9 protein-coding genes are annotated in these 17,094 nt (G+C 64.7%); 6 read left to right on the top strand and 3 right to left on the bottom strand.

The genetic code is table 11. The annotated features are described in order from the left end of the window. Window positions 1-15: 15 nt before the first annotated feature. The 6 genes from CHEID_RS00715 to CHEID_RS00740 all read left to right on the top strand — a co-directional run bounded on the left by CHEID_RS00715 (window position 16) and on the right by CHEID_RS00740 (window position 12,996). A complete protein-coding gene (locus CHEID_RS00715) occupies window positions 16-951 on the top strand; it encodes a cutinase family protein (protein WP_112769192.1) in 936 nt (311 codons plus the stop codon). Between the two features lie 146 nt (window positions 952-1,097). Then, window positions 1,098-2,954, top strand: a complete 1,857-nt coding sequence (locus tag CHEID_RS00720; protein ID WP_112769191.1) for a FadD32-like long-chain-fatty-acid--AMP ligase — start codon at window positions 1,098-1,100, stop codon at window positions 2,952-2,954. 179 nt (window positions 2,955-3,133) lie between these two features. Then, window positions 3,134-8,275, top strand: coding sequence for a polyketide synthase Pks13 (gene pks13, locus CHEID_RS00725; RefSeq protein WP_112769190.1), 5,142 nt, complete (start codon window positions 3,134-3,136; stop codon window positions 8,273-8,275). A 101-nt stretch (window positions 8,276-8,376) separates the two neighbouring features. Continuing rightward, a complete protein-coding gene (locus CHEID_RS00730) occupies window positions 8,377-9,933 on the top strand; it encodes an acyl-CoA carboxylase subunit beta (RefSeq protein WP_112769198.1) in 1,557 nt (518 codons plus the stop codon). 323 nt (window positions 9,934-10,256) lie between these two features. Next, window positions 10,257-11,990, top strand: coding sequence for an AMP-binding protein (locus CHEID_RS00735; protein ID WP_112769189.1), 1,734 nt, complete (start codon window positions 10,257-10,259; stop codon window positions 11,988-11,990). Window positions 11,991-12,174: 184 nt separating this feature from the next. Then, complete coding sequence (locus tag CHEID_RS00740; protein WP_112769188.1) at window positions 12,175-12,996, top strand: SGNH/GDSL hydrolase family protein; 822 nt, start codon at window positions 12,175-12,177, stop codon at window positions 12,994-12,996. 51 nt (window positions 12,997-13,047) lie between these two features. On the opposite strand, the gene CHEID_RS00745 is transcribed toward CHEID_RS00740, so the two are convergent. From CHEID_RS00745 to CHEID_RS00755, 3 genes are all read right to left on the bottom strand, one after another. Beyond that, entirely contained in the window at window positions 13,048-14,292 is a 1,245-nt protein-coding gene (locus CHEID_RS00745) for an MFS transporter (RefSeq protein WP_112769187.1), read from the bottom strand. Window positions 14,293-14,390: 98 nt separating this feature from the next. Continuing rightward, on the bottom strand, window positions 14,391-16,499 hold the full coding sequence (locus CHEID_RS00750; protein WP_112769186.1) for a PhoX family protein: 2,109 nt from the start codon (window positions 16,497-16,499) through the stop codon (window positions 14,391-14,393). Between the two features lie 96 nt (window positions 16,500-16,595). After that, window positions 16,596-17,093 (bottom strand): DUF3054 domain-containing protein, encoded by a 498-nt coding sequence (locus tag CHEID_RS00755; RefSeq protein WP_238599276.1) that lies wholly within the window; start codon window positions 17,091-17,093, stop codon window positions 16,596-16,598. Window position 17,094: the final 1 nt, after the last annotated feature.

Genomic DNA, 17,094 nt, shown 5'->3' on the forward strand with positions numbered 1-17,094 from the left:
GGTAGAACGGAATGCATGAAGAAACTCCTCACCGTCCTCGCCGTGGTGTTTGTGGTCCTAGTCATTCTCGCCGGGGCAGTGCACTGGGCCTCCACCCGCAACGAGCAACCCGCTGCCCCCGGCGGGCAGCCGGCGCCCCCCGGGGAGCAGGCGGCCCCTACCAATCCCCCCGGATGCGTGGATTACGAGGTTGTGGCCATCCCCGGCACCTGGGAATCCCGCGTAGATGACGATCCCAATGCGCCTAAGGCCAACCCCAACTCCCTCATGCTGGGCATCACTGGCCCACTCCAGGCAGAGGTATCCGCGGATCGGGTGAAGGTGTGGACCGTGCCATACACCGCCCAATTCCGAAACTTCAACGCTCAGCAGGAGAAGACTTACGACGAGTCCCGCGACGAGGGCATGCAGAGGGCTTCCGCGGAACTACAGGCCACGCACCAGGCCTGCCCGGGTACGAAATTCGTGTTGATGGGTTTCAGCCAGGGTGCCGTGATCGCCGGTGACCTTTCCAGCAATATTGGCAATGGTCGTGGTCCCGTCCCGGCCGACTCCGTCGCGGGTGTCTCCCTCATCGCCGATGGCCGCCAGGAACTGACAAAGGGCAAGCTGATCGGAAAGCAGGGTATCACCGGCGTGGGAGCGGAAATCGCCCTTGCCCCGGTCGGTGGGCTCATCCAGGGCATCATCCCTGGGGCCACGATGCGCGGCCCCCGCCCGGATGGTTTCGGGGAACTTAACGACCGGGTGAACAACTTCTGTGCACCAGCCGACCTTGTGTGCGACGCTCCGAGGGATGTGGGCAATGCCCTCCAGCGAGCTCAGGACCTGGTTGGAGCGAATGCTGTCCACGCCCAGTACGCCACCAACGGCACGGTGGTCGACGGCCAGACGGTACCGCAGTACGTGCTGGGTTGGGCACGAGATTTGGTCAACCAGCCGCTGCGTTAACGAAACACCGTTAACATTTAGTCGGTTACAACCATAAGTTGACGGTCTTCCCTCAGCGCTACCGCCTGACCCTCCACCTTCACCATTTTCCCCTTACACAACGTCAGCGCCGTAGCCTGTGGGAGTTTGCTCGAAAGGGAGAATGCATGGATATCAGTGCCGCAATGGGGCAGTTCTACGACGAAAAGGGCAACATCGCCGTTCCGGATCAGCTAACGCTGTCCGGCATGTGCGAGATGTTGTACACCATGGCCCAGATGGAGGGCACGGTGGACAGCCCCCTCATGCGGTACTGGGACTACTCCCGATCGCGGGAGGGTGAGCTGCGGGTGTACACCCGCCAGGAAGTTAACACCCGCATCAAGGCCGTGTGTGTGCGCCTGCAGCAGGTTGCCGAGCAGGGGGAGCGGGTGGCGATCCTCGCAAACAACTCCCCAGAGTACGTCTTCGCCTTCCTCGGCGCGATCTACGCCAAGATGGTGCCGGTGCCGCTGTACGACCCGGCGGAGCCGGGCCACGCGGACCACCTGACGGCGGTGCTGGGCTCTGCCCGACCCTCCATTGTGCTCACCAATCAGCGGTCCGCCCGGGCCGTGCGCAGCTTCTTCGCCGATCGCCCTGCCGGGCAGCGTCCCCGGGTAATCCTCGTCGACGCGCTGCCGGATTCGCTCGCGGAGGAGTGGGTGAACCCGATGATGGCGATGCTCGCCGATCCAGAGAGCGCCCCGAAGGCCTCTGACATCGCGTTTTTGCAGTACACCTCCGGTTCCACGCGCACCCCGGCGGGCGTGATCCTGACTCACCGCAGCATAGTCACCAACGTGCTGCAGATCTTCAGCTGCATCAAGCTTGTTCCTCCGCTGCGCCTATCTACTTGGCTGCCTCTGCACCACGACATGGGCATTATCATCGCGGCGTTTGTCACCATCTTGGGTATTCCCTTCGACCTCATGAGCCCGAGAGATTTCATTCAGGACCCGACGCGGTGGGTGCGCCAGCTACGTCGCCTTTACGACGAAGAGCACGTTTACGCCGTTGTGCCAAACTTCGCCCTGGAACTTGCGAGCCGGTACTCGAACCCCGCGGAGGTGGCGGAGCTGAAGGACCTAGACCTTTCCGGCGTAGAAGGCCTCATCAATGGCTCGGAGCCAGTAACCCGTGCCAGCGTGAACCGCTTTCTGGAGGTGTTTGAGCCCTACGGTTTTCGGCGCGATGCCATGCGCCCGTCCTATGGTTTGGCGGAGGCCTCTCTGATTGTTACGACGCCGCAGACCGACTCGCGGCCAGTACTGGCGTGGTTGGATCGCGAGGAGCTGGCCCAGGGAACGGCCCGCAAGGTTGAGCCGGAGGCGGAGGGCGGACTGCCCCTCATCTCGGTGGGCCAGGTGTGCGCCCCGCAGGTGATGGCCATCGTGGACCCAACCACAGGGGAGGAACTGCCGGATGGAACCGTCGGCGAAGTCTGGGCCCGCGGCGACAACATGGCCGCCGGGTATCTGGACCGTGAGGAAGAGACCCAGGCCACCTTCCACAACACCCTGCCCATGGACAAGCGCCTCAAGGAGGGCTCCCGCGCCGGGGATGCCCCGGAGGATACGTGGCTGCGTACCGGGGACCTGGCCGTGGTGGTGGACGGGGAGACCTACATCACGGGTCGGTTGAAGGACCTCATCATCGTGGCCGGGCGCAACCATTACCCGCAGGACCTCGAGGCCACTGCGGAGGCCGCCACCGACCAGGTTGCCCGCGGCGTGATCGCAGCCTTCGCCGTGCCGGGCAAGAACGTTGAGGATCTGATCGTCGTCGCCGAACGGGACGAGACCGCCGACCCAGCACGGGACGAGGAAGCCAAGACCGCCATCCGCGCTGCCATCTCCAAGACCCACGGCGTGCAGCCAGCAGATGTGCGTATTGTGTCCACTGGCGGCATCCCTAGGTCCAGTGCCCACAAGATCGCCCGTCGGGTGACCGCGAAGGCCTACACCCAGGGCAAGTTCGACTAGCCACCAATCGTCACGGGTCCACCGGGGAAGGTGGGAACTTCCGCGAGCCCAGCCCGCGGGAGTCGAGGGCGCCGGGCGCAGAGGTACTAGCATGAACCGGTGGCCGTCAGACCGACGGAAACCCCCTGGGCCACATCCCTCCCCCTAACCCCCATCGCGAGAGGACACATCGAAGACCCATGGCTGACAAGCAGGCACCGCCCACGACCGTCTCGCAGATGCGCGAGTGGTTGCGAACCTGGGTGGCGAATACCACCGGGATCCCCGTCGAAGACGTGGGGGAACACCGCCTGCTTGAGGAATTCGGCCTCTCTTCCCGGGATGTGGTGGTGCTATCCGGCGATTTGGAGCGGCTCACCGGTAAGCGCCTAGACGCCACCGTGGCCTACGAATACAACACAGTCGCGGCCCTGGCGGACTATCTCATCACAGGGGGACAAGGTGTGGGGCGCTCGGCCTTGGCGTCCAACCCCATGGGACAGAACTTAGGGGCCCACACACCGCGCGGGGGGTCGGTGGACCCGGATGACCGGGACATCGCCATCGTCGGCATGGCTGCGCGCTACCCCGGGGCCGAAGACCTCCAGCAGATGTGGGACATGTTGCTGGGATCCCGCGCAGGAATCGGTGATCTGCCTGAGGGGCGCTGGTCGGAATACGAGGGCGACGAGGCAATGCGCCGCCGCATGGCCCAGGCCAGGCTGACCGGGGGATACCTGCCGGACCTGGCGGGATTCGACGCTGAATTCTTCGGCCTCTCCCCAGTGGAGGCCACCAACATGGACCCCCAGCAGCGGATTTTGCTGCAGTTGACGTGGGAGGCACTGGAGCACGCCCACATCCCCGCCAACACGCTGCGCGGCCGGAACGTCGGCGTGTTCGTGGGAACCACCAACAATGATTACGCCATGCTCATCGCGGGGGATTCCGAGCAAGCCCACCCCTACGCGCTGACGGGCAACTCCACGGCGGTTGTAGCCAACCGGCTGTCCTACGTCTTCGACTTCCGCGGGCCCAGTGTGGCGATGGACACTGCCTGTTCCTCCTCGCTGGTGGCCATCCACCACGCCGTGCGGTCCCTGCGCGATGGGGACTCCGCCGTGGCCGTGGCTGCCGGGGTGAACCTGCTGGCCAGCCCCTTTGCAACCGTGGCTTTCTCCGAGCTGGGGGTGCTCAGCCCCACGGGCGCGATCCGAGCGTTCTCGGAGGACGCGGACGGCATCGTGCGCTCGGACGGGGCGGGGGTGGTGATCCTCAAGCGGCTGGGCGATGCCAAGCGCGATGGGGACGACATCTACGCGGTGATCAAGGGCTCCGCGGTGAACTCCGACGGCCGCTCCAACGGCCTGACCGCGCCGAATCCGGACGCGCAGGTGGATGTGCTGCGGGCGGCCTACGCGGACGCCGGCGTGGACCCGGGGACCGTGGACTACGTCGAGGCACACGGCACCGGGACGATCCTGGGGGACCCCATTGAGGCCACCGCTTTGGGTGCGGTGCTCGGGCAGGGTCGGACGGAGCGGGAACCCACCCTGCTGGGCAGCGTGAAGACGAACTTCGGTCATACGGAGGCGGCTGCGGGTGTTGCGGGCGTGATGAAAGTGGCCCTGGCTATGCGGGAGGGCCTGGTGCCGCCCTCCCTGAACTACAGCGGACCCAACCCCTACATCGACTTTGCGGGCCAGCACCTGGAGGTCGTGGAGGATGCCCGGGAATGGCCGGAATATTCGGGTCACCCCGTGGCGGGCGTGTCCGGGTTTGGTTTCGGGGGGACGAACGCGCACGTCGTGATCGTCGCGCCGGATGCTGCTGCACCGAAGACCTCGGCGGATACTGCCGCGCGGGATAGCGAGCGGGAGGATGCCGCGCGGCAGGATCGCCGCCCGGCCTTCTCCCCGGACTCGGGTGCCTCTGCCCTCCTACCCGTCTCCGGCATGCTGCCCTCCCGGCGCCGCGAGGCCGCCGAGAGCGTTCGCGACTGGTTGGCCCAGCACAGCTCTGCGGACTTGGGTGCCGTCGCCCGCACCCTCGCGGGCCGCAATCACGGGCGATCCCGGGGAGTTGTCCTGGCCACCGATCACGACGGTGCGGTAGAGGGCCTCACCCGCCTGGCGGAGGGCCGTACTGGTGAGAGCCGCTCCGGTGATGGCAGCACCGGTGAGGGCCACACCAGTGAGGGCCACCCGGCAACGTTCCCCGCCCTTGCCCTGGCTCAGGACGCCCCCGCCACGATGGGCGCGGTGTGGGTGTTCTCCGGCTTCGGCTCCCAGCACCCGGCGATGGCCACCGAGCTGCTGGCTGCCTCCCCGGCCTTCGCCGATTCGATCGCGGCCATGGACGCGATCGTCACCCGCGAATCCGGCTGGTCCATCCTGGAGAAGATCCGCGCGGGCGACCAGCGCTACGACACCGAATCGGCGCAGGTGGGGATCACCTGCATCCAGATGGCTCTGGTGGATCTGCTGCGCCACATGGGCGTGACCCCGGCCGCCGTTGTGGGCCAGTCCATGGGGGAGATCGCCGCCGCCTACGCCGCGGGCGGGTTGAGCCGCGAGGACGCGCTGCTCGTCGCCTGCCACCGCTCCCGGCTGATGGGGGAGCTGGAGGCCCAGACCCCGGAGGACAAACAGGGGGCCATGGCCGTTGTGGAGCTCAGCGCCGAACAGGTGGAGGAGCTCACCTCCCAGCACGGGGAACTGGCCGGCGTGGAGCCCGCGGTGTTCGCCTCCCCCGGCATGACCACGGTGGGCGGCCCGCGCCCGGCTGTGTCCGCGCTGGTGGAGCGGGTCAGCGAGTCCGGGTCCTTCGCCCGCATGCTCCCGGTCAAGGGGGCCGGGCACACCTCCATGCTGGATCCCATCCTGGGGGAGCTGTCCTTCGAAATCGAGGGCATCGAAGCCCTTCCCCTGCAGGTCCCGCTGTATTCCACGGTAGATCCCGGCCGCGTGTACCAGCCGGGGGAGGTCGCCCACGAGGCCGATTACTTCATTCGCTGCACCCGCCAGCCGGTCCACCTGGAGCAGGCCGTGGGTCAGCAGTTCAAGGAGGGCTACACCACGTTGGTCGAGTTCTCCCCGCACCCGGTGGCCCTCATGCCGGTGCTGCAGGTGGGTGCTGCTCACGGGGTGGTGGAGCCGACGGCGCTGCACCTGCTCAAGCGGGATGAGCCGGACGCCCAGACCGTGTTGCGCGCAGTGGGGCAGCTGTACGTCTGCGGTGCGGACGTGGACTTCACGGCCATCGCCGGGGCAGGGGAGTATGCTCCCGTGCCCGGGGTGCGGTGGCGCAATCAGCACTTCTGGACCCAAGCCCGCCCCGCGGCGCACCGCGATCGGGGGATGATCGGCAACCGGGTGGACCTGCCCGACGGGCGGGTGGCTTTCTCCGTTGCAGCGCAGAAGGTGCCCTCCCTGCTGACTCTGGCCAGCTCTGTCGCCGACGTCCTGGCGGGCGCCGATACCGCCAATGCCGCCGAGACCGCCGGCTCCCCTGTGGTCCGGGAGGCTTCCGGCCTGCCCCCGGCCGGGCAGCTCAGCGTGCTGGCTACCCCCACGGTGGGGGGCTGGGCAATCTCCGTGCATGGTGCTGCCGAGGAGGGCGCGTTCACCCTGGCGGGGGAGGCCTTCATCCCCACCTCCGGGGCATCTGCCCAGTCCGGTGCCGTGGAGTCCGGCGCCGTCGGGGGCGCTGTTTCTTCTTCGATTGGGGACGCCACCTCCCCCAGCGCCTCCACCACCTCCGCTACCAGTCCCACCTCCAGCGGGCCGGAGAGTAGCGAACCCACCTCTTTTGCGGCGAGCGCGGCCGCGGCGGAACCCGGCCGGTGGAGCCCGGAGTCCGGGGAGAGCGTAGGGGATCGCCTGCGGTCCATCATCAGCGAGTCCATGGGATACGACGCCGACGATCTGCCCGGCGAGCTTCCCCTTATCGACCTTGGCCTGGATTCCCTTATGGGAATGCGGATCAAAAACCGCGTGGAGCATGCCTTCAACATCCCCCAATTGCAAGTCCAGGCCCTGCGAGACGGGTCGGTGGACGACGTCATTCGGATGGTGGAGCAGGCCGTCGCGGAGCAGGGTGTTTCGGCGCAGACCGCCGCGGAGCAACCCGCCCCGGCACCGGCCATCACAGATGAGGGCGCAGGTGGACAGGAGCGCGAGGTCCCGGAGGTGGCGTCCCCAAGGAATAACACCGCAGGCCAGCAGCCAGAGACCACCGCCACCGCCAGGGTGGCCCCCCGGGACGCCTCCGAGCGCCTGGCCTTCGGAACCTGGGCGAAGATCACCGGATCCGCGCTGCCGGGGGTGACCGCGCCGCTGCCGGAGATCGACGAACCCACCGCCGCGGCCCTGGCTGAACGCCTGGGGGAGCGCTCCGGGGCGGACATCACCGCCGCCGATGTGCAACGCGCGGGAACACTCGCGGACCTGGCCAGCCTCGTCCGGGACAGCCTGGAAACGGAGGTGGACGGCAACATCCGCGTCCTCCGGGAACGCCGCGACGGCGGGGAGCAACGCCCCAGCCCTGCGGTGTTCGTGTTCCACCCGGCGGGCGGATCCTCGGCAGTATTCCAGCCGCTAGCCCGGCGACTACCCGCCCACGTCCCCGTCTACGGGGTGGAGCGGCGCGAGGGTGCCTTCACCGAACGGGCCGCCAGCTATGTTCCGGACATCCAACGGCTCGCTGCAGGCAAGCCGGTGATCCTCGTGGGCTGGTCCTTCGGCGGTGCGCTGGCGATGGAGGTGGCCCACCAACTGCGCGCGCTGGACGGGGCGACGCCCGTCGAGATCCAGCGGATCGTGTTGTTGGACACCGTGCAGCCACGCCACCCGGCCCCAGACACGCCGGAGGAGATGCACGCCCGCTGGGATCGCTACGCCCAGTTCGCCAACCGCACTTACGGGTTGAACCTCGCCGTGCCCCACGACCTGCTGGACCAACAGGGCGAGCAGGTGATGATGGACATGTTCCAGCAGATGCTCAGCTCCCCGGAACTGGCCGGTGGGCTGGGGCTGCCCGCAGGAGTGCTAGAACACCAGCGAGCCAGCTTCGTGGACAACCGTATCCTGGAGGGCCTGGACTTCACTAGCTGGGAAGACGTCGCCGCGCCGGTGACCCTGTTCCGAGCCAGCAAGATGCACGACGGGGCCATCGAGCTGGAACCGGCCTACCGAGACGTCGCCGAGGACGGCGGGTGGTCCGCCATCGTGGAGGACCTGGAGATCATCCACCTGGATGGGGACCACCTGGCCATCGTGGACGAACCGGACATCGGGACCATCGGAGACGTGATCACCCGCCACATCCAGGCGGGCAGCTAGGGGAGGCCGCGAGGGTGAGTAATACAAGCGCAGATAAGGACAACACGTCCGTGACGGATGAAGGAGCAACTGCCACGTCGGCTGCGGCTGGGGGCGCAGCGCTGGGAGCGGCTGCCGGCTCTACGGCACAGAAGATCGCCGAGCTCAACCGGCGGCTGGAACAGGCCCAGGATCCCGGCTCGGAGAAGGCCAAGGCTAAGCGGGACGAAGCCGGGCTGAGCACCCCCCGGCAGCGCATTGACGCCCTGGTGGACGAGGGCAGCTTCATGGAGATCGGCGCCCTCGGGCAGGCCCCCGGGGACCCCACAGCCCCTTATGGCGACGGCGTGGTCACCGGCTACGGACGAATCAACGGCCGACCCGTCGCGGTGTATGCCCACGACAAATCCGTGTACGGCGGGAGCGTGGGGGAGACCTTTGGCAAAAAGGTGTGCGAGGTCATGGACATGGCCGCCCGCACCGGGTGCCCCATCATCGGCATTAACGATTCCGGCGGTGCCCGCATCCAGGACGCGGTGACATCCCTGGCGATGTACTCGGAGATTGCGAGTCGCCAGATCCCGCTGTCCGGGCAGAGCCCGCAGATCTCCATCCTGTTGGGGCCCTCCGCGGGCGGGGCCGTGTACGCACCGATCATCACGGACTTCGTCATCGCTGTGGAGGGGCGCACCCAGATGTTCGTCACCGGGCCGGCCGTGATCGAGTCCGTGACCGGGGAGAAGATTTCCATGGAGGAGCTCGGTGGGGCCCGGCAGCAGGCCCGCAACGGCAACGTCTCTCACGTCGCGGTCAGCGAGGAGGAGGCCTTCAACTACGTGAAGGACCTCGTGGACTTCCTGCCATCCTCCGCCTTCGACGATCCCCCGGAGTTCTGGGCCCCCGGCGACGAGATCACCGAGCAGGACCTCGAGCTGAACCACGTCATTCCAGATGATCCCAACGCGGGTTACGACATCATGGAGGTGCTCACCCGCATCTTCGATGATGACAACGTGTTGGAGATCCAGGACGATTACGGGCCGAACGTCACCACGGCCTTCGCCCGTATCGACGGCAAAACCGTGGGGGTGGTGGCCAACCAGCCCATGGTCTTGGCGGGGTGCCTGGACGCGGACGCTGCGGAGAAGGCCGCTCGGTTCATTCGCATCTGCGATGCCTACAACATCCCCATCGTCTTCGTCACCGACACCCCCGGTTACATGCCGGGCTCGGAGCAGGAACGCGCGGGCTTAATCCACCGCGGGGCCAAGCTAGCCTTCGCGCTGGCGGAGGCCAGTGTTCCTAAACTCACGGTGATCGTACGAAAAGCCTTCGGTGGGGGTTACGCCGTTATGGGCAGTAAGAACATGGGGGCGGATGTGAACTTCGCCTGGCCCACGGCACAGATCGCCGTCATGGGGGCGGAGGCCGCCGTGCTCATGATGAAGGGCAAGGAGCTGGCCGCGATGCCCCCGGAGAAGCGGTCGGCGGCGAAGAAGATGTTCCTGGACTTCTACAACGCCAACATGACCAGCCCCTATGTCGCCGCCGAGCGGGGCTACCTGGACGGGGTGATCGTGCCCGAGGAGACGCGGGTGCGCCTGCGCCAGGCCCTCCGGCAATTGCGTGGTAAGCGGGTGGTGGACTCGACGAAGAAGCACAACATCCTTCCCATGTAGGTAGTGGGGCCTAGGCCGGCGTCGCATCCATCAGCGGGCGCGGATTGTCTGCGGCCCAAGTCCACTAAGGCACGGCAACACCTTGGGGGGTAGTTCCAGGCGAATGCCCCCAGTTATCCGTAACAAACCCATGAATCGAACAGTTAGTTTGTGTGAAAAATGTGAAGTCGTCCACGCCCAGGGGTCCTGTGCCCTATCGTCAGGCGTTGGAACCACTGATGGTCCGAGCTGAACAACAGCCACAGGTGTACGGTTGCTAGCTCTGAAGTCAAGACCGCTCGAGGGATTATGGGCACCAGCTCAAGAAAGGAGAGTTCTCTAGTATGCTATCGAAGGTGTTGAAGAAAAAAAGGCTGCAAGACGCGTATTACACCCTCGAAGGGCTAGCCGTAGAGGGTTACGCTATACTCACTGGCCTTTGGGGAGTCCTCAATTCGGGCATGGTGGTCCGCACGGGCGGCTTGAAGATGAAAAAGGAACTTGTCGTCACGGTTTTGCGGTATGGTTTCACTGCTGCTCGACAGGTTCGTTACGCCGCGGAAGCCGCGCCAAACAAAGTGGCGATCATCGACGACTTGGGTCAAGTGACATACAAAGAGATGCGCGATGACGTGATGGCTTTGTCTCGATCTCTATGCCAGCAGGGATATGGGAAAGGAACCAATATTGCGGTCATGCTTCGGAATAGTCGCGTGCCGATCTATATGCTTGGCGCTAAAGGCTTCATCGGGGCGAATATCTTCCTGTTCAATGTCGCCGCATCATCGAGCCAACTTGTAAAGTCCATCGAAGAATACGGAATAGACCTCCTTGTACTCGACGAAGAGTTCGTCGAGCTGCTTCCATCGGATTTCGATTACTGCAATGTGATGATCGGTCATGCAGATGATCTTTCCAACCCGCGGACTGATCATCGTGACTGGTTGACTTTTCAGCAACTTATCGAACGAGCTCCCGGATCCGGAGAACAGAAGCTGCCCATCCGGCCGAAAGAAGGGCCAATTACCATCATGAGCTCAGGCACCTCGGGCACTCCGAAGGGAGTTGTCCATCGGGAGCCGATAGCTCCCACACCTGTAGCGGATATCGCGAAAAGAATCCCGTGGCGGTCGGAGATAATCATCCAGCAATCAGCCAGCATTTTCCACTCGTGGGGCTGGGCGAATATCAACATAGCTATGGCCCACAGGGCTACAGTGATTCTGAGGCGCCACTTTAATCCGGAACAAGCAATGGATGATCTCGCGGAGTTTAGACCGGAAGGAATCGTGACCTCCCCGATTTTTATCAAGGAGCAGTTGCGAGTTGCGTTGGATCGCGATAGTGATGTTTCCAGTGTTAAGTTTGTGGTTTCGTCGGGAAACGCGCTACATGCAGATTTGGCAAGTAGCTTAATCGCCAAGTTTGGCCCGATTGTGAGCAATCTTTACGGGTCGACTGAAAACTCTGTATGTACCATTGCTACCGCGGACGACGTCGCGAATAGGCCGGAGACAGTCGGCAAGCCCTTGAGGTGCGTACGGATGAGGGTTTTGGATGACCAGGGGAGAGTCCTACCCCCGAACGTGCCAGGGAAGATTCATTGCAGAGGTGCGATGTCAATGCGTCGGTACGCCCTAGAACGCGACCGAGAAAAGATGGTCGTGAGAAGAGGATTGATGGAAATTGGCGATCGGGGCTTCATCGACGATCGAGGAAATTTGGTCGTTCTCGGTCGCATAGACGACATGATCATCGTCGGCGGAGAGAACGTCTACCCTCGCTCGGTTGAGGAAGCGCTCCACTCGATGCCAGGAATCAGGGATCTTTTTGTCCAGGGAGTGGAGGACGAGGAGACCTTCGCACGGCTGGCGGTGTGGGTAGTCAAGGACGACACCGAGGCAGGGCGCGAGCTGACCAAAGAGTCGGTTCAGCAGTGGGTCCGCAACGAACTCGCGGAGCACTCTGTACCCCGCGACGTGATCTTCATGGAATCCTTGCCTCGTAATCCAACGGGTAAGGTCATGCCACGCAAACTGCCCATGCCGGCAGGTACGAAGAAATCCGCGACGGTCTGAGCAGGAAGAATCCGGATATTCGAGGCCTCTGTGGTCCCGAGGGTAAGATTTTGGCTCTGCCAGACGATATTGGAATCAATGCCCGAGGCGCCAGCGACGGCGAAGGCCCCGTCATATGGGTAACTCGGCGTAGAGAACGGACGGCGGCAACCGGCAGTGGTCGCTACCAATCAGAAAGAAGAACATGAAGAAGTTTTCCAGGATTTTGACTGCGGTTGTCGCTACGGCCACAACTGCTGCGACTACGTTCGCCGCCGCCCCGGCAGCGCAGGCCGCGAGGGGCAACACCGTGCTGTTTGGCGACAGCTACTTCGCCAACACCTCCATCGCCCAGCTCATCGATACTCGGCTCAATGGCGGCCCGCAGTGCATCAGGGGCGACTACCGCGTTGCTACCGAAATCAGCGCACAGTCCGGCGGAACCCAGGTGGATGACTACTCCTGCAACGGGACCCAGCTTTACCTGCCCGGTTACACGCTAGAAAACGAGATTGACCAGGCCATCGCAGACGGCAAGCTGAACGGAAACACGCTAAACGTTCCCATCATGATCGGTGCGAACGACACGTACCGCACCCCCGCCCCGATCGATAACGTCGCCGCTGCGCTGTCCTACGACCGGGCTTTCGACAAGATCAAGAAGGCCGCCCCCGCCGCACGGGTCATCTTTACCTCCTACCCTTCCATCACCAACGACCGCGCCGGGCTGTGTGCCATCCGGATCAACGGCCTGCCCCCGACGGAACTGCCGTTCCCCATCGTGCAGGAGGCCGAGCGCCAGTTGTTCGAGCAGTCCCGGACTGCGGCGGAGCGTCACGCCGGGGCCGGTGCAGTGTTCCTGGACCTGCGTAACCAGACCAAGGGTCATGACACTTGTGCCCCCGGTGGCGAAGCGTGGGTGGCGGGCGTGCTGGATAACCAGACCCCGCAGTACAACTTGACGATGCACATGGCCCACCCGGGCGTGCGCAACGCTGCGCAGCAGATCGTCTCCAAGATGCAGTAGCTGGGGCGCGGCGGCCGTGTCAGCTTACGGCTGGCTAGCCTCCACGCGCCCTCAGGCGCCCGCGTTACCAGCGGGCGCCGTTTTGCGCGCAGCGGCGGAGGCGCGCCGCCACACCCCAGTGGCGAACACAAAGGCAACGGCCGTCAGTCCCGCCAGCCAAGCCACAAAGGTCCCCCACCCGAGCTGGAAGAACTCTCCGGAGAGACCCCCCAGGAAGCAGGAGCCCAGGTAGTAGCTCAGGATGTACGTGCTGGAGGCCTCCGCTCGATCCTTCGTTGCCGCGGCCCCAACCCAGCCACTGGCCACGGAATGCGCGGCGAAAAAGGACGCGGTGAAGAGGAGCGCGGCTATCAGCGTCGTCACCAAAAAGGGCGGCAACAACGCAACCAAGCCCACTACGCTAAGAAGCGTGGAAAGGGCCAGCACCTTCCCGCGCCCCCACTTCTGCACCATCACGCCAGCCCGGGCGGAAGACCACGTGCCGGAGAGGTATAGCAGAAAGGCAAAAGCGGCCAGGGAAGGAGCCAAGCCAAATTCCGAACTTAACCGGTAGCCCAAGTAGTTATATAGGGAAACGAAGGTCCCCATGATGAGGAATGGGATGAGGAAAAGCCGCAGCAAAATCGGGTTGGCGAAATGGCCCTGAAACGCGGCGAGCTCGTGCAAAATGGTGATCTTCTTCGGCCGAAAATTGGCGGATCGGGGGAGAACCCACGCGGTAAGGGCGGCCGTTGCCACAGAAAAGAGCGCGCTCGCGGCGACGGCCACCCGCCAACTGGCGAATTCGAGGAAAACGCCGGGGATGATGCGCCCCAGCAGTCCGCCAATGGTCGTCCCCGCGATGTAGAAACCCATCACCCGCGGCAGGTGTTTGGAGTGGATCTCCTCCGCGAGATAAGTCATCATGACCGCCGGGACACCGGCCACGGCAAGCCCCTGAACAGCGCGGATGGCGATGATGCTGCCCATCCCGGGGGCCACGGCCACCAGAAAGCTCAGCAGGGTGGCAACGAGGACGGAGATCTGCAGAACCCGATAGCGGCCGAAGCGTTCGGAGATGATGCCCACCGGGATCACCGCCAGCGCCAGGCCGCCGGTGGTCGCGGAGACGGAGAGCGCGGCAATGGTGGGGGATACCCCGAAGTCCTGGGAGAGACTAGGTAGGACCGCTTGGGTCACGTACATCGCATTGAAGGATGCCAGCCCGGCACATAGGGCAGCAATCAGCGCCCGTGCATAGCCGGATTTTCCGGAGGCAAGGCCCTTGGGATTGTGCTTTTGGGCTGAAACGGGCATAGCCCCATTGTGGTGAATTGGTGCGCAATCGGGCAAACCGAAAGGGCCTGCCCGCCGAAAGGACCCGCCCAGCAAAGTGGCGGACCCTGCGGTAGGACTTAGGCGCCGATGGTGCCCATGTCGTTCTTCCACGCCACGACGGTGGCGGGGCGGGCCAGGGAGTTGCCGCCATCCGGCCAGTGGGAGGAGGTGCTTTCCACGCTGGCCTCTTCGTCCTCACCGGGGTGCTGCACGTTGACTAGCACGCGCTTTTCGAACACGAGGGGGCCGCAGGTCTCGGCGTCCTTCGGCACGGTGAGGAACTGCTTGGTCATGCCGCGCGCGTTGCCTTCCAGCGCCACGGCGAACAGGCCGTCGTTGGACTCGAGGGCGTTGCCGTCGGTGGCGATCCACAGGTTGCCGAAGCTGTCGAAGGTGACGTTGTCCGGGCAGGAGATCGGGGAGACCTTGCTCTTGTCGAAGCCACCGAAGTAGGTCTCGGCTTCCTTGGGGTCCCCGCAGACCAGCAGGAGGTCCCAGGTGAAGTCCTCCCCGGCGAAGTTGTCGGTGAGCTCCAGTACGAGGCCGTTCTTGTTTTCCTTGATGGGAGCCCATTCGGCGATGTCTGCATCGTCTTTACCGGGGCGGGCGGCACCGCGGTACTTGTTGTTGGTCAGGGCGGCGTAGACCTTGCCGGTCGTGGGGTGTGGCTCGACGTCCTCCGGCCTGTCCATCTTGGTGGCGCCTACCTTGTCGCCAGCCATGCGGGTGAAGACCAGCACCTCTTCGCCGCTCATGCCGTCCACGTGGGATTCCACGGTGCCATCGGCCTTGGAGGTGGCCAGCTTGATCCACTTGCCGGTGCCGTCGTACTTGCCGTCCTCCGGCAGCTTGCCGGACTCCTTGAAGTCGTCGGAGTTGCCCTCGAAGGTGGCCACGTACAGGGTGCCCTGGTCCAGCAGCTTCATGTTCTCTGCCCGGTCCTCGGCGGTATTTCCGGACCGCATCTTGCCGGAGGAAACGAACTTGTAGAGGTACTCGAAGCGGGAATCGTCCCCGGAGTAGGCCACGACGGTGCCGTCTCCGGTGACGTGGATGTTGGCGCCCTCGTGCTTGAAGCGGCCCATGGCGGTGTGCTTCACGGGGGTGGAGTTGGGGTCCCAGGGGTTGATCTCCACCACGTAGTTAAAGCGGTGCGGCTCGTTGGGCTCCTTGGTCACGTCGAAGCGCTTGTCGAAGCGCTCCCACTTGCGGTGGGTTTCGGCGTCCTCGATGCCGTAGCGCTTGTAGCGCTTCTTGGCCTTCTCATCGCTGACCTTTTCGCCCCCGGCGAAGTACTGGTCCACGTTTTCCTCACCGGACAGGATGGTCCCCCAGGGGGTCACGCCGCCGGAGCAGTTGTTGAGTGTGCCGATGACGGTCTGGCCGCTGGGGTCGGAGCTGGTCTTCACCAGGTCCTTGCCAGCCAGGGGTCCGCCGATGCTGAAGGGGGTCTTCATGTGGATGCGCCGGTTGTACTGGCCCATCACGGGCCTGAGGCGGCCGTCCTTGTCGTTGCCCTCCACTTCCACAATGGACAGGCCGTGGCTAGCCCATTCGATGCGGACCTGCTCCTCGGTGGGGTTCTTCGCGTCGTAACCCTTGAACATCTGCTGGGGCGTGGTGTACTCGTGGTTGCTCACGAGCAGGAACTTGTTGTTCTCGCCGGGGATGGGCAGCAGGGCGGCGAAGTCGTTGTTGAAGCCGAACTGCTTTTCGGCGTCCTCCGGCGTCTGCTTGTCCACGGACCACTCGCCGGCCCCCTCCACGACCGGGTCGCCCCACCGGATGACAACGTCGGAGGAGTAACCGTCGGGTACAACGACCTTGTCCTCCTTGTTGGGCTTGACCATGTCGAAGTTCAGGCCCTGCGGCGTGGCGACGTCCTTGCCCGCCGCGGAGGAGGAGGATCCGCTGGCCGCCTCGGAGGAGGATCCCCCGGAGCCCTTGTCATCCGAGCATGCGGCCAGGAAGCTGGCGCCGCCCACGGTGACAACTGCGGCCCCGCCGGCTTGCAGTGCGGCGCGGCGGGAGAAGGCCTTGCTGACGATGTCCCCGAAGTATGGGTTATCGGATTCGTTCGGGATTGGCTTGGAACAGGCATCGCCGCACTTGTACACGCAGGTGCGGTGCGAGCGGCTGGACGTGAAGTCCATGTTCTTCAGCAGGTTGCGGCCAATGAGACCCATGAGTGCTCCTCTTCGTCGCGGCGTCGAGGATCACGCTAGCCAGCCCGTCCTAATTCGCGGTGGCCGTCGGGTGTACTCCGTGTGAACGCTGTGGAATTACCGGTTGCGCCGCAGCAGTGAGGCCCCCAGGCGCCAGCCCAACAGCAGCAGTGCGCTCATTACCCCGGCCACGACGATGAAGGACCAGTGGGGGATCCGGTGGTTGCCGATGCCCCAGATCACCAGCCCAGTCACGAGGGTGGCGGCCCAGATCGTCGCCGCGGAGGAGAGGTCGAACCCGCTGCGTCCGCGTGCCCCGCTGAACCACAGGATGCCCCAGCCCAGCAGCGTTCCGAGCATGAAGGGCCAGGCCGTGTTCAGCCAGCCCAGGACGCTCAGCGGCATCTCGGGGGAGTTGTGCGCGATGCGGGCCATCAGGGCGAAGAGGGCCACAGCGATGAGATCCGCGACCAACGCGACGCCCGGGGCAGGGTGGTGTGCACTGGACCCGGCGGAGCGTTGGGGCCGCGTCCGGTTTTGCGCCTTGGCCGCGGTGCGACTGGTGCCGGCGGTGGGGTGGTGTTGGCTATGGCCGGGGGTGGGGCCCATTGTCATA

The sequence above is a fragment of the Corynebacterium heidelbergense genome (genome assembly GCF_028609845.1).
Taxonomy (GTDB): Bacteria; Actinomycetota; Actinomycetes; order Mycobacteriales; family Mycobacteriaceae; genus Corynebacterium; species Corynebacterium heidelbergense.

Excerpts from the sequence above, each read along its gene's own strand:
- pks13 (WP_112769190.1), top strand. The coding sequence starts at position 3,134 with ATGGCTGACAAGCAGGCACCGCCCACGACCGTCTCGCAGATGCGCGAG.
- CHEID_RS00715 (WP_112769192.1), top strand. The coding sequence starts at position 16 with ATGAAGAAACTCCTCACCGTCCTCGCCGTGGTGTTTGTGGTCCTAGTC.
- CHEID_RS00735 (WP_112769189.1), top strand. The coding sequence starts at position 10,257 with ATGCTATCGAAGGTGTTGAAGAAAAAAAGGCTGCAAGACGCGTATTAC.
- CHEID_RS00720 (WP_112769191.1), top strand. The coding sequence starts at position 1,098 with ATGGATATCAGTGCCGCAATGGGGCAGTTCTACGACGAAAAGGGCAAC.
- CHEID_RS00750 (WP_112769186.1), bottom strand. The coding sequence starts at position 16,499 with ATGGGTCTCATTGGCCGCAACCTGCTGAAGAACATGGACTTCACGTCC.
- CHEID_RS00755 (WP_238599276.1), bottom strand. The coding sequence starts at position 17,093 with ATGACAATGGGCCCCACCCCCGGCCATAGCCAACACCACCCCACCGCC.
- CHEID_RS00745 (WP_112769187.1), bottom strand. The coding sequence starts at position 14,292 with ATGCCCGTTTCAGCCCAAAAGCACAATCCCAAGGGCCTTGCCTCCGGA.
- CHEID_RS00740 (WP_112769188.1), top strand. The coding sequence starts at position 12,175 with ATGAAGAAGTTTTCCAGGATTTTGACTGCGGTTGTCGCTACGGCCACA.